Origin of the sequence: uncultured Rhodococcus sp. (genome assembly GCF_963525155.1) — a bacterium.
Lineage (GTDB): Bacteria > Actinomycetota > Actinomycetes > Mycobacteriales > Mycobacteriaceae > Rhodococcus_F > Rhodococcus_F qingshengii.
Window position 1 is genome coordinate 1 of record NZ_CAURKP010000153.1, and the last position, 12,263, is coordinate 12,263.

General features: G+C 62.1%; 14 protein-coding genes. 11 read left to right on the forward strand and 3 right to left on the reverse strand.

Annotation, left to right across the window (positions count from 1 at the left end):
• Positions 1 to 172 precede the first annotated feature (172 nt).
• Positions 173 to 553, forward strand: coding sequence for a VOC family protein (locus RWT78_RS23110; RefSeq protein ID WP_020906296.1), 381 nt, complete (start codon positions 173 to 175; stop codon positions 551 to 553).
• Between the two features lie 194 nt (positions 554 to 747).
• Here RWT78_RS23110 and RWT78_RS23115 read toward each other — a convergent pair whose 3' ends face one another.
• On the reverse strand, positions 748 to 1,998 hold the full coding sequence (locus RWT78_RS23115; RefSeq protein ID WP_003945573.1) for a cytochrome P450: 1,251 nt from the start codon (positions 1,996 to 1,998) through the stop codon (positions 748 to 750).
• 174 nt (positions 1,999 to 2,172) lie between these two features.
• Here RWT78_RS23115 and RWT78_RS23120 point away from each other — a divergent pair, with 174 nt between their 5' ends.
• From RWT78_RS23120 to RWT78_RS23135, 4 genes are all read left to right on the forward strand, one after another.
• A complete protein-coding gene (locus tag RWT78_RS23120; RefSeq protein WP_003945509.1) occupies positions 2,173 to 3,336 on the forward strand; it encodes a steroid 3-ketoacyl-CoA thiolase in 1,164 nt (387 codons plus the stop codon).
• Position 3,337: 1 nt separating this feature from the next.
• Entirely contained in the window at positions 3,338 to 3,826 is a 489-nt protein-coding gene (locus RWT78_RS23125; protein ID WP_050655745.1) for a nitroreductase family deazaflavin-dependent oxidoreductase, read from the forward strand.
• A gap of 57 nt (positions 3,827 to 3,883) precedes the next feature.
• Entirely contained in the window at positions 3,884 to 4,297 is a 414-nt protein-coding gene (locus tag RWT78_RS23130; protein WP_042449485.1) for a hypothetical protein, read from the forward strand.
• Positions 4,298 to 4,391: 94 nt separating this feature from the next.
• Positions 4,392 to 5,063: a GNAT family N-acetyltransferase gene (locus tag RWT78_RS23135; RefSeq protein WP_116057219.1), complete on the forward strand. Its 672-nt coding sequence runs from the start codon at positions 4,392 to 4,394 to the stop codon at positions 5,061 to 5,063.
• Between the two features lie 67 nt (positions 5,064 to 5,130).
• Here RWT78_RS23135 and RWT78_RS23140 read toward each other — a convergent pair whose 3' ends face one another.
• Positions 5,131 to 6,045 carry an SDR family oxidoreductase gene (locus RWT78_RS23140; protein ID WP_003945561.1) on the reverse strand — a complete coding sequence of 305 codons (915 nt, stop codon included), beginning with the start codon at positions 6,043 to 6,045 and terminating at the stop codon, positions 5,131 to 5,133.
• Positions 6,046 to 6,147: 102 nt separating this feature from the next.
• Between RWT78_RS23140 and echA20 the strand changes: the two genes are divergently transcribed.
• From echA20 to RWT78_RS23160, 4 genes are read left to right on the forward strand one after another with little or no spacing between them, the layout of a single operon-like run.
• Positions 6,148 to 6,924, forward strand: coding sequence for a (7aS)-7a-methyl-1,5-dioxo-2,3,5,6,7,7a-hexahydro-1H-indene-carboxyl-CoA hydrolase (echA20, locus tag RWT78_RS23145; protein ID WP_003945611.1), 777 nt, complete (start codon positions 6,148 to 6,150; stop codon positions 6,922 to 6,924).
• 7 nt (positions 6,925 to 6,931) lie between these two features.
• The gene (gene ipdA / locus RWT78_RS23150; RefSeq protein ID WP_003945662.1) at positions 6,932 to 7,840 is read left to right on the forward strand and encodes a cholesterol ring-cleaving hydrolase subunit IpdA; all 909 of its coding nucleotides are present in this window, start codon (positions 6,932 to 6,934) and stop codon (positions 7,838 to 7,840) included.
• Positions 7,837 to 8,592, forward strand: a complete 756-nt coding sequence (locus RWT78_RS23155; protein WP_019746968.1) for a CoA-transferase subunit beta — start codon at positions 7,837 to 7,839, stop codon at positions 8,590 to 8,592. Before ipdA ends, RWT78_RS23155 begins: the two co-directional genes overlap by 4 nt.
• Entirely contained in the window at positions 8,589 to 9,650 is a 1,062-nt protein-coding gene (locus RWT78_RS23160) for a nitronate monooxygenase family protein (protein ID WP_019746967.1), read from the forward strand. The genes RWT78_RS23155 and RWT78_RS23160 overlap by 4 nt, the downstream gene beginning before the upstream one ends.
• Positions 9,651 to 9,728: 78 nt before the next feature.
• On the opposite strand, the gene RWT78_RS23165 is transcribed toward RWT78_RS23160, so the two are convergent.
• Positions 9,729 to 10,448, reverse strand: coding sequence for an IclR family transcriptional regulator (locus RWT78_RS23165; protein WP_042449480.1), 720 nt, complete (start codon positions 10,446 to 10,448; stop codon positions 9,729 to 9,731).
• Between the two features lie 250 nt (positions 10,449 to 10,698).
• Here RWT78_RS23165 and RWT78_RS23170 point away from each other — a divergent pair, with 250 nt between their 5' ends.
• Entirely contained in the window at positions 10,699 to 11,463 is a 765-nt protein-coding gene (locus tag RWT78_RS23170) for an SDR family NAD(P)-dependent oxidoreductase (protein WP_007734247.1), read from the forward strand.
• A gap of 83 nt (positions 11,464 to 11,546) precedes the next feature.
• Positions 11,547 to 12,263: Rieske 2Fe-2S domain-containing protein (locus RWT78_RS23175; RefSeq protein WP_314681164.1), on the forward strand; the 717-nt coding region annotated here is incomplete at its 3' end.

Consider the following 12,263-nt stretch of genomic DNA (forward strand, 5'->3'; position numbering starts at 1 on the left):
ACCCCACAGTACGCGCGCGGCCCCGGTCATCGACCGGGGCCGCGCTCGTCGTATTCGAATCAGCCTGTCGTACTTGCACCGAGAACCTCGAACTGGTTTCCTGGTTCCCAACGTCGCGTGTCGATGACGGACTGCGTCAGGCATGGAGGCGTCGTACCGCAAGGGGTCACTCATGACCATTTCGTTCAATCACACCATCATCGCCGCAAAAGACCGACAAGAGTCTGCGTGGTTCTTCACTCACATGTTCGGTCTTCCAGGCCCAGTCGAAGCCGGCTACTTTCTCGGCGTTGAACTCGAGCACGGCGTGACACTGGACTTCGCACAGGTGGAAGAAGGCGCCGAGGTTGCGTCTCAGCACTACGCTTTCCTCGTCTCCGAAGATGACTTCGACGGCATCTACCAGCGGATACAGGCGTTGAAACTTGATCACTGGGCCGATCCGCGCCAGTCGAGTACCGGCTTCAACACCAACGACGGTGGGCGTGGGGTCTACTTCCTCGACCCGTCGGGACATTTCCTGGAAGCGATCACCAAACCATACGGCGGCTGAATTAGAGATCGAACTACAAACGGCGGCGCCTACGGGAGATGAGGGATCCCGCAGACGCCGCCGCAGTTCCAGGTTGCCAACAAGTGGCTCCCCGGAACGTCTACTGTAGTTCTGCGTGTTCGAGAGTGCAGAGGCAACTCCCGAAAACCTACACAGAACCTACTCGCCGGTTACCAGGTCAGTATATGTCCGGATCAGTGTTTGACCGGGCAGCCCGATGTCTTGTAATCAACCTGAAACTCTTTGATGCCGTTGAGCCAGCCCGAGCGCAGGCGACGGGGATCGCCGAGCCTGGTGATGTCGGGTAGGTGATCGGCGATCGCATTGAAGATCAGATCGATTTCGAGACGAGCCAAGTTGGCGCCGATGCAGAAGTGCGCACCCGTGCCGCCGAATCCGAGGTGCGGGTTGGGGTCACGCATGATGTCGAACTTCGTCGGGTTCTCGAAGACGTCCTCGTCGAAGTTGGCCGACGCGTACATCATCACGACGCGATCGCCCTTCTTGATCTTCTGTCCGCCGAGTTCGGTGTCTTCGAGCGCGGTGCGCTGGAAGGAAGTCACCGGGGTCGCCCAACGAACGATCTCGTCGGCCGCCGTCTTGGGGCGTTCCTTCTTGTACAGCTCCCACTGGTCGGGATTGTCGAGGAAGGCAACCATGCCGTGTGTGATGGCATTGCGAGTGGTCTCGTTACCCGCGACCGCAAGCAGGATCACGAAGAAGCCGAATTCCTCTGGGGAGAGCTCATTTCCGTCGATGTCAGCTTCGATGAGCTTGGTGACGATGTCATCGGCGGGACACTTCTTGCGCTGATCCGCCATCTGGTACGCGTATCCCAGAATCTCCATCGAGGCTGCCTGCGGGTCGATGTCGAACTCGGGATCGTCGTACGACGTCATCTGGTTGGACCAGTCGAAGAGCTTCATTCGATCTTCCTGCGGCACACCGAGAAGCTCGGCGATTGCCTGCAGCGGAAGTTCGGACGCGACCTGAACCACGAAGTCACCGGCACCACCGGCAGCCGCGGTCTTGACGATCTTTTCGGCGCGCTCGGTCAGTTCTTCGCGCAGGCTGTTGATGGCTCGCGGGGTGAATCCACGCGAAACCAGCTTGCGAAGCTTGGTGTGCTCCGGAGCGTCCTTGTTGATGAGGATGAATCGCTGCATCTCGACGTTCTCGCGCGGGATGTCGTCGGCGAAGCGAGGAATCGCAGTGTTCTCGTGGGTCGAGAAGATGTCGCTTCGCTGCGAGACTTCCTTGACCTCTTCATGACGGGTGACCACCCAGAAGCCCTCGTCCTGGAATCCACCGATTTCCGGGGGCTGCGGATTCCACCACACGGGGGCCGTCTTCCGGAGTTCGGCGAACTCCTCGAACGGCATGCGTTCCGCGTAGATGTCGGGGTCCGTGAAGTCGATTCCCTCGGGGAATGCGGGCTGTGCCACTGATGTCTCCTGCCCTAAGCCTTTTCATCACAGGGGTGATGGGGATCCGTGATGTGTAACACGTTCTACTCTCATTGAAACACAAGCCTGCTTACTAGGAAAGGAAACGTCGGCAGGTCTTGCTTCCCGCAGAGAACCTGTTCTACTTTTTCATTACAAGGAAAGGAGCCCGCTGTGGGCACACCAGTAATCGTCGAGGCTGTCCGTACACCGATCGGCAAGCGCGGAGGTTGGCTCGCCGGTCTGCACGCCGCCGAGATCCTCGGAGCTGCACAAAAGGGAGTTCTCGACCGGTCGGGAATCGACCCGTTGCTGATCGAGCAGGTGATCGGCGGCTGCGTCACCCAGGCCGGCGCTCAGTCCAACAACATCACGCGCACGGCCTGGCTGCACGCCGGACTTCCGTGGCAGACCGGCGCAACCACCGTGGACTGCCAGTGCGGTTCGGCCCAGCAGGCGAACCATCTGATCGCCGGTCTGATCGCCACCGGCGCCATCGACGCCGGTATCGCCTGCGGCATCGAAGCCATGAGCCAGGTTCCCCTCGGCGCCAACGTCGGCGATCAGGCCGGACCGCGCCGACCCGCGACGTGGGACATCGACATGCCCAACCAGTTCGAAGCTGCAGAACGCATCGCGCGTCGACGCGGACTGACCCGCGACGACGTCGAAGCCCTCGGCGTCCGCTCGCAGGCGCTGGCCAAGCAGGCTTGGGAGGAAGGACGGTTCGACCGCGAGGTTCTCGAACTCTCGGCACCCCAGGTCGACAAGGAAGGAAACCTCACGGGCGAGACCAAGGTCGTCAATCGCGATCAGGGCCTGCGCGATACGACGGCGGAGTCCCTTGCCCGACTGAAGCCCGTCCTCGAAGGCGGGATTCACACGGCCGGAACGTCTTCCCAGATCTCCGACGGCGCGGCCGCAGTCCTGCTCATGGACGAGGACAAGGCTCGCGCGCTCGGATTGAAGCCGCGCGCCCGCATCATCGCCCAGGCGCTGGTCGGCTCGGAACCGGAATTCCACCTCGACGGACCGGTGCAGGCAACCAGTCGCGTCCTGGAGAAGAGCGGAATGAAGATCGGCGACCTCGATCTGTTCGAGATCAACGAAGCATTCGCATCCGTCGCACTGTCCTGGGCTCAGGTTCACGAACCTGACTTCGACAACGTCAATGTCAACGGCGGCGCGCTCGCTCTCGGCCATCCGGTCGGCAGCACGGGATCTCGCCTGATCACCACCGCACTGCACGAACTCGAGCGTCGCAACGGCTCGACGGCTCTGATCACGATGTGCGCCGGCGGCGCACTGGCCACCGGAACCATCATCGAGCGTATCTGAGATGACTACTCCCCCAGCCAAACCCAAGGGACTCGACGCTCCGGCGACGGTCAAGATCATCAAGTGGATGTCGAAGGCGAACGTCGCGATGTATCGCGCCACCGACGGGCGGCTGGGTAGCAAGTGGCGGGTCGGCAGCGCGTTCCCTCGCGGGCTGCCGATCTGCCTGCTGACCACCACCGGTCGCAAATCCGGCGAGGAGCGGATCAGCCCGTTGCTGTTCCTCGAGGACGGCGAGAACGTGATTCTGGTGGCGTCGCAAGGCGGTCTTCCGAAGAACCCGATGTGGTACCTCAACATCAAGGCAGACCCGGTGGTGACGGTGCAGATCAAGTCTCGGATCCGCTCGATGAAAGCCCGCGTCGCGGCCGAGGACGAGCGCGCTCGGCTGTGGCCGATGTTGAGGGCGATGTATCCGGATTTCGACAACTATCAGGCCTGGACCGACCGGGTCATTCCCGTCATCGTGTGCGAGCCACTGAAGAGTTAAACGAACTGTTTACAACAAAGCGTTTACATTGACCCGGGTTCGTGCCACCCTGGGTTCATGACCGATGACCAGTTCAGACCGATCGATTCCGGCCGCGAACGCGCACATCGCGAGTACGCCGGACTCTTTCGAATCAGCGAGCGCCACGGCGCGACCCCAAGCCAGCGCGCGCGGCAATCTCATCCGGAGATGCTCGAGCCCTACGGCGCGGTGCGCGTCGTGGCTCGTCTTGCGGGCGGAACCGACATACCTGAGCCGAACGAACCCGAGGTCGACGATGCCGACGTCATGGCTGCGTTGACTCTGATCCCCAAGGCCCGAGCCGAAATGGAACAGCTGGAAGCACTGTTCCTCGGGATTGCCCGCGAACGGGGCATGACCTGGCAGGACATCGCTTTCGGGCTGGGACTCGGAAGCACTCAAGCCGCCCGCCAGCGCTACGAACGGCTCGTTCGCCGCACCGGAGGCTGAACGCGTGCCATAACCGGCGAGTTGGAGCACTATTGACTCGTACGGTCCGCACGGCGTTTCGACAGAGCCTCGAACACAGCAAGGAGTCGCATATATGACGACGCATATTCAAGATCAAATCCTGGACCGACGCGAGATCACCTCAGCCCTCGTGCGTGCGCTGGAGCGTCGCCACGAGGTGCTGGACGCAGTGGTCGACAGCAAGGACCACCAGGAGGCACTGACCACCGTCGCGGAACTCCTCGGCACGTCGGAAGCAAATGCCGAAGCAGTTCTGAGCCTCAAGTTCAGCGCACTGACCAAGGCAGCGCGCGATCGCATCCAGAGCGAGCTGGAGAATCTCGACGCCACTCTCGAATGGACGACGCTCGATCGTCCCGCGAGCAGCGGGCAGAACTTCACCCTGCGTCCGTTCAGCGACAGCGCAGAAGACAAGGCACTGTTCACGATTCGCTCGGCCGAGCAGCTCGGCGAAGACGGCAAGTCGTGGAGCGAGGATCGGATCGAAGCCGAGCGCGTCGGCGGTCTCGGTCGGATCGACGACGAGAGCGCTGCCTGGTTCGTCGCCGAGGACGTTTCCGGTGACGGCCCGAAGAGCGTCGGCCTGGTATTCGGCGAACTCGACGGCCAAGAGGTGAACGTGGCGATCTGGATCGCGCCGGAATCTCGCAAGAAGGGCTACGGCACCGCCTGCGTGAAGCATTCGCGGCGCGAACTCGCAGCTGAGTTCCCCGGCACCGTCTTGGTGGTTCGGGCGCCCGCGTAGGCGGCACGCCGCCTGTGAGTGGTTGAGGAGTCCCTGCACTCCTCAACCACTCACGGGGCCGGAGGCCCTACGCCCCGTACACCGGCGTCGGAATCTCCGCCTTCTCCAACAGCGTTGCCACGACGGGCCCGATCTCCTTCGGGTCCCAGCGATCTCCCTTGTCCTCGCTCGGGCCGTGACGCCAGCCCTCCGCGACGGTGATCTTTCCGCCCTCTACCTCGAACACCCGGCCCGTGACGTCCTTGGACTCGGCGCTACCGAGCCAGACGACCAGCGGCGAGATGTTCTCGGGAGCCATGGCGTCGAAGCCCTCTTCCGGAGCTGCCATCGCTTCTGCCATCGCCCCGCCCGCGCCGACAGTCATGCGTGTGCGCGCAGCAGGCGCGATCGCGTTGACACTGACTCCGTAATTCTTGAGCTCGGCGGCGGCCTGGATGGTCATCTCGGCGATGCCGGCCTTGGCCGCGGCGTAGTTGCCCTGGCCGATCGAACCCTGCAGTCCTGCACCCGAACTGGTGTTGATGATGCGTGCGTCGACGGTCTTGCCTGCCTTGGCCTCGGCGCGCCAGTAGGCAGCAGCGTGACGGAGCGGCGCGAAGTGCCCCTTGAGGTGCACGCGGATCACCGCGTCCCACTCGCCTTCGCTCATGCCGACCAGCATGCGGTCTCGCAGGAAGCCTGCGTTGTTCACGAGTACGTCCAGGCCACCGAAGGTGTCGATCGCGGTCTTGATCAGATTCTCGGCGCCCGCCCAGTCGGCGACGTCGTCTCCGTTGACCACTGCTTGGCCACCGGCGGCGATGATCTCCGCGACAACCTGCTCGGCCGGACTCTCACCGGTCGCGGAACCGTCGGCACCCGCACCGATGTCGTTGACGACGACCTTGGCGCCCTCGGCAGCAAATGCCAATGCATGCGCACGTCCGATACCGCGGCCAGCCCCGGTGATGATGACTACGCGTCCGTCGACCAATCCACTCATATTTGTCTCCTAATGCACTCTGCTCGGGCTTGTCGGCTCCGCTTGTGTGCTAACTTACCAAGCAATCGCTTGGTTTGGTACACAGACGTAAGGAATCCCGATATGGGCATCAGCACCTCCTCCGACGGAACCGGCATCACCACGGTCACTATCGACTACGCGCCGGTCAATGCAATCCCGTCCAAGGGATGGTTCGAGCTTGCCGACGCCATCCTCGACGCGGGCAAGGATCTCAACACTCACGTGGTGATCCTGCGAGCCGAGGGACGCGGATTCAACGCCGGCGTCGACATCAAGGAGATGCAGGCCACCGAGGGATTCGACGCGCTGGTCGCCGCCAACCGCGGTTGCGCCGCGGCCTTCGCGGCTGTCTACGACTGTGCTGTACCCGTCGTCGTGGCGGTCAACGGATTCTGTGTCGGCGGCGGCATCGGACTCGTCGGCAACGCGGACGTGATCGTCGCTTCCGACGACGCGATCTTCTCCCTCCCCGAGGTCGACCGCGGCGCACTCGGCGCTGCCACACACCTCTCGAGGCTGGTGCCACAGCACATGATGCGCACGCTCTACTACACCGCCCAGAGCGTCGACGCCCACACACTCAAGCAGTTCGGCAGCGTCTACGACGTGGTCCCGCGCGAGAAGCTCGACGAGTGCGCTCGCGAGATCGCCGCGAAGATCGCCGCCAAGGACACCCGCATCATCCGGTGTGCCAAGGAAGCCATCAACGGCATCGACCCGGTGGACGTCAAGGGCAGCTACCGCCTCGAGCAGGGCTACACCTTCGAACTCAATCTCCTCGGTGTGTCCGACGAGCACCGCGACGAGTTCGTCGCCACCGGCAAGCCGCGCGAGAACGCAACCCAGAAGGAAGGCTGAGACAAACATGGCTAGCAAGCGTGACAAGACGAAGTCGCTCGACGAGGTAGTCGGCGAACTCCGCAGCGGAATGACGATCGGCCTGGGCGGCTGGGGATCTCGCCGCAAGCCGATGGCGTTCGTGCGTGCAATTCTGCGTTCGGACATCAAAGACCTGACCGTGGTCACCTACGGCGGACCGGATCTCGGACTGCTGTGCTCGGCCGGCAAGGTCAAGAAGGCGTACTACGGTTTCGTGTCCCTGGACTCCGCACCGTTCTACGATCCGTGGTTTGCCAAGGCGCGCACCGCCGGTGAGATCGAAGTCCGCGAGATGGACGAGGGCATGGTCAAGTGCGGCCTCGAAGCCGCTGCCGCTCGCCTCCCCTTCCTCCCGATCCGCGCAGGCCTGGGTTCGGACGTCCGCAACTTCTGGGGCGACGAACTCAAGACCGTCACCTCCCCGTACCCCGAGGCCGACGGCCGCTCCGAGACCTTGATCGCGATGCCTGCACTCAACCTCGATGCGTCGTTCGTTCACCTCAATCTCGGTGACAAGCACGGCAATGCCGCGTACAACGGCGTCGACCCGTACTTCGACGACCTGTACTGCATGGCCGCCGAAAAGCGTTACGTCTCCGTCGAACGCATCGTCGAGACCGAGGAACTGGTCAAATCTGTTCCACTGCAGAACCTTCTGCTCAACCGCATGATGGTCGACGCCGTCGTCGAGGCACCCAATGGTGCGCACTTCACGTTGGCCGGCGAAAGCTACGGCCGCGACGAGAAGTTCCAGCGTCACTACGCCGAGTCCGCCAAGACCCCCGAGTCGTGGCAGGCGTTCGTCGACACCTTCCTCTCCGGCAGCGAAGAGGACTACCAAGCCGCAGTAAAGAAGTTTGCCGATTCATCAAAGGCAGGGGAGCAGGCAAAATGAGCGAATCCACCGTCACCCGCGCAGAGTACGTTGTTCTGGCTTGCGCTGAAATCTTTTCCGGTGCAGGCGAAATCATGGCCAGCCCGATGTCGACGTCGTCCACCATCGGCGCTCGCCTGGCTCGGCTCACCACCGAACCCGACCTGCTGATCACCGACGGTGAAGCCCTCATCCTCGAGGACACTCCGGCAGTCGGAACGAAGGGCCCCATCGAAGGATGGATGCCTTTCCGCAAGGTGTTCGACGTCGTCGCTTCCGGCCGTCGCCACGTTGTCATGGGCGCCAATCAGCTCGATCGCCACGGCAACCAGAACCTCTCCGCTTTCGGTCCGCTTCAGCAGCCGACGCGTCAGATGTTCGGTGTGCGCGGCGCCCCGGGTAACACGATCAACCACGCGACGAGCTACTTCGTCCCCAAGCACTCCAAGCGAGTGTTCGTCGACAAGGTCGACGTGGTGTGCGGTGTCGGCTACGACCAGATCGATCCCGAGAATCCGGCTTACAAGTACCTGAACATCCCCCGCGTTGTCACCAACCTCGGTGTCTTCGACTTCGGCGGACCGGGAAACACCTTCCGCGCGTTGAGCCTTCACCCCGGCGTCACCGCCGAAGAGGTAGCCGAGAACACCTCGTTCGAGGTTGCCGGACTCGCCGAGGCCGGTATCACCCGTGACCCCACCGCCGAAGAACTTCACCTCATCCGCGAAACCCTCGATCCGCGCAACCTCCGGGACCGTGAGGTCTCGGCATGACCCCCACCCTGAAGACCGCGCTGACCGAACTGGTCGGTGTCGAGTACCCGATCGTGCAGACGGGTATGGGCTGGGTTTCCGGTCCCGCTCTCACGTCGGCAACGGCTAACGCCGGTGGTCTCGGCATCCTGGCTTCGGCCACGATGACATACGACGAGCTCGAGCACGCGATCAAGAAGACGAAGCAGCTCACGGACAAGCCGTTCGGCGTCAACATGCGTGCCGACGCCACCGACGCGCCGCAGCGCGCGGACCTGCTGATCCGTGAGGGCGTCAAGGTCGCGTCGTTTGCGTTGGCTCCCAAGAAGGAACTGATCGCCAAGCTCAAGGACCACGGCATCGTCGTCGTGCCCTCGATCGGTGCTGCGAAGCATGCGGTCAAGGTTGCATCCTGGGGCGCGGACGCCGTCATCGTCCAGGGCGGCGAAGGTGGTGGCCATACCGGCGGTGTGGCCACGACATTGCTTCTCCCCTCGGTTCTCGACGCGGTCGATATTCCGGTCATCGCCGGTGGCGGATTCTTCGACGGCCGCGGGCTGGCTGCCGCACTGGCGTACGGCGCTGCCGGTGTCGCGATGGGAACGCGATTCCTTCTCACCAGCGACTCTTCGGTGCCCGATTCCGTCAAACAGGAGTATCTCAAGCGCGGCCTGACGGATACGACTGTCTCCCGCAAGGTCGACGGCATGCCTCATCGTGTGCTCAACACCGACCTGGTCAACAGCCTCGAAGGTTCCAGCTATGCAACCGGTTTGATCGCCGCGGCCAAGAATGCCACGAAGTTCAAGGCCATGACGGGCATGAAGTGGTCGACCCTCGCCAAGGACGGTCTCGCGATGAAGCGGTCGGGTGACCGCACGCTGATGCAGATCATCATGGCAGCCAACACACCGATGTTGCTCAAGGCCGGACTGGTCGAGGGCAATACGGAAGCCGGCGTGCTTGCCTCGGGTCAGGTTGTCGGAATGATCAACGATCTGCCCAGCTGCAAGGAACTGATAGAGAACATCATGGAGGACGCGGCCAAGCGTATCGACGCGCTTGCGGCTCTTCGCTGACGCAGATTCATCCGAGTGCGTCTCCCCCACTGCGCTTTACGCGTAGTGGGGGGAGGCGCACTCTTTGCGTTTGTCGGACTATCCCGTCTTCTCCTGCTCGAACCCGTCGATCATTCCGAAATACTGCGAGATCGCTGCTGCCGCCATCTGTACGGGAGCGGCGTTCCTCTTGTCTATCGTGCCGCGAATCAAGGGCCCACAAATCGAGAGACCTACTGGCATGTGGTCGAGCACCCCGATTCGCGCGCCGATACAGCCCATCCCGGAATTGCAGATTCCGAACGCAACTGCGTGTTGGCGAACGTCATTGGCGTTGTGCGACGATGCCACCGATCTGTTGCCGGCGCTCAACAGTGACTTCCCGATGGTCGACGCTTGCGCTGGGATACGTGAGCCGACGCGAGTCTGAAGGTCGGGGACCATCAGGCTCCCGATCTTCTGGATGTAGCGCACATGGTTTCCTTCCAACACCCCGAGGTGCACGGCGTGTCCAGTCACGAAATGCAATTGCTGAAGTAGGGGCGTAACCACTCGATCCACTTTGTTTCGATACAGCGAGAGCGCGCCCAGATCTCCTAGCTTGTCGCCTATCTCGTACTCGAGTCCTTCGCGGCGTAGCCAGTTCATCCTCACGAGTTTCAGTAGCATCCGGTGCACGGACGATCGCGGAATCCCGGTTCGGCGCGCGACCTCCCCCAATGTCAGCCGAGGCGCGTCACGAAAGCAGTCCACCACCACCGACAGTCTGTCGAGAGTTGACATGGGGATGGACTCTTCGGTGATCGGTCCGACCAACATCGATGTCTCCGTTCCGGTGGCCCGCCGCTTCGGCAGCCAACATTCGTTCCGCCCATCTGAGCTTCCGTGGACACACGACGCCAGTACGTTTCCCACGCAGCGGGAGATGCATCTGCATGGGCTCTCACCAGCACCTATACCGATGATCGGTCATGTTCGTTGAGCCCGAATCCATCCCTCGTCACAGTGATGACCGGAGCCCATCAGATCATGCGGCGCCGAGCAGAACGCTTCAAAATCAGGAGGACACATGAATGCTTCATCCCCGTCGACAGGCGTGATCATCACCGGCGGCGCATCCGGAATCGGATTGGCCTCCGCCCGCGCGCTCGCGGCGATCCGACGACCAGTCGCTCTCTGGGATATCGACGAGGCAAAAGCGGTCGATCAGGCAGCAGTGATCTCCTCCGAATTCGGCATCGACGCCATCGGAGTGGGAATCGATCTCACGAGAGCGGACGACTACGCGGCCGCATTGGCCACAACCCGTTCCTCACTTCCCTCCATCGGCGGACTTGTTCACTCCGCCGGGGTCGTCGATATCGGATCCCTCGAAGGAGTGACGCTCGATGTGTGGGAGACGGGTATCAACACCCATCTACGTCCGCTCATCCTGTTGGTTCAACAGTTGATGCCTGATTTCACGGCCAATCCCGGTTCGGCAATAGTCGGAATCGCTTCGATCAACGCAACTTTGGGCAATGCAATCAACCCTGTCTACTCCGCTGCAAAGGGTGGGATGTTGTCGATGGTCCGATCGCTGGCGGACCGACTGGGCCCGGACGGCATTCGGATCAACTGCGTCTCTCCCGGACAGATTCTGACCCCTCTGCTTCAGCCGACCGTAGACGCATTGGGTGACGGGGCATTCGAACGACGCATCCTCCTCGGCAGGCTCGGTCGCCCGGAGGAAATCGCACACGCTGTCCGCTTCCTGCTGTCCGACGAAGCAAGTTACATCACCGCAACGGAATTGGTTGTCGACGGCGGCAACATCTCGTCGCAGCGTATGTGACTTGCCCAGAGATTTACCCCCCTTCGACTGTCGTACAACGTCGCTCGGTCCAGCCCACCGGGTGCACTCACGAAAGGAAGAACATGACAATTGCGGATGTCAATGAATCGGAAGAGGTTCGCATCATCGACCAGGGAGAACCTCCCACTCGATTTGCCCGCGGATGGCACTGCCTCGGCCTCGCCAAGGACTACAGCGACGGGAACCCGCATTCCGTCGAAGCTTTCGGTACCAAACTGGTCGTCTTCTCCGACTCGCATGGCGAACTGAAGATCCTCGACGCGTACTGCCGTCACATGGGCGGCGACCTGAGTCAGGGCACGGTCAAGGGCGATTCGATCGCGTGCCCCTTCCACGACTGGAGGTGGGGAGGCAACGGTAAGTGCACCGCGATTCCCTATGCTCGACGTGTCCCCCCGCTTGCCAAGACCCGCGCTTGGACTGCGCTCGAACAAGACGGGCTGCTCTTCGTCTGGCACGACCCCGAAGGCAATCCGCCTCCTGCCGAAGTCGCCATACCGATCATCAAGTCTGCGGAGCACGAGTGGACCGATTGGGTCTGGAAGTCGATAGTCATCGATACGAACTGCCGAGAAATCGTCGACAACGTCGTTGACATGGCGCACTTCTTCTACGTGCACTTCTCGTTCCCCACCTATTTCAAGAATGTCTTCGAAGGACACGTCGCCATCCAGGAGCAGAGCGGCATCAACCGCGACGACATCGTGACCTGGACCGACCCCGACGTACCGAAGTTGGTGTCGAATCTTTCGACAGCGGCCTACCACGGACCGTCGTTC

Bases quoted from the DNA above. Each gene is read 5' to 3' on its own strand.
- RWT78_RS23110 (WP_020906296.1), top strand. From the start codon at position 173: ATGACCATTTCGTTCAATCACACCATCATCGCCGCAAAAGACCGACAA.
- RWT78_RS23125 (WP_050655745.1), top strand. From the start codon at position 3,338: ATGACTACTCCCCCAGCCAAACCCAAGGGACTCGACGCTCCGGCGACG.
- RWT78_RS23130 (WP_042449485.1), top strand. From the start codon at position 3,884: ATGACCGATGACCAGTTCAGACCGATCGATTCCGGCCGCGAACGCGCA.
- RWT78_RS23135 (WP_116057219.1), top strand. From the start codon at position 4,392: ATGACGACGCATATTCAAGATCAAATCCTGGACCGACGCGAGATCACC.
- RWT78_RS23140 (WP_003945561.1), bottom strand. From the start codon at position 6,045: ATGAGTGGATTGGTCGACGGACGCGTAGTCATCATCACCGGGGCTGGC.
- echA20 (WP_003945611.1), top strand. From the start codon at position 6,148: ATGGGCATCAGCACCTCCTCCGACGGAACCGGCATCACCACGGTCACT.
- ipdA (WP_003945662.1), top strand. From the start codon at position 6,932: ATGGCTAGCAAGCGTGACAAGACGAAGTCGCTCGACGAGGTAGTCGGC.
- RWT78_RS23155 (WP_019746968.1), top strand. From the start codon at position 7,837: ATGAGCGAATCCACCGTCACCCGCGCAGAGTACGTTGTTCTGGCTTGC.
- RWT78_RS23160 (WP_019746967.1), top strand. From the start codon at position 8,589: ATGACCCCCACCCTGAAGACCGCGCTGACCGAACTGGTCGGTGTCGAG.
- RWT78_RS23165 (WP_042449480.1), bottom strand. From the start codon at position 10,448: ATGTTGGTCGGACCGATCACCGAAGAGTCCATCCCCATGTCAACTCTC.
- RWT78_RS23170 (WP_007734247.1), top strand. From the start codon at position 10,699: ATGAATGCTTCATCCCCGTCGACAGGCGTGATCATCACCGGCGGCGCA.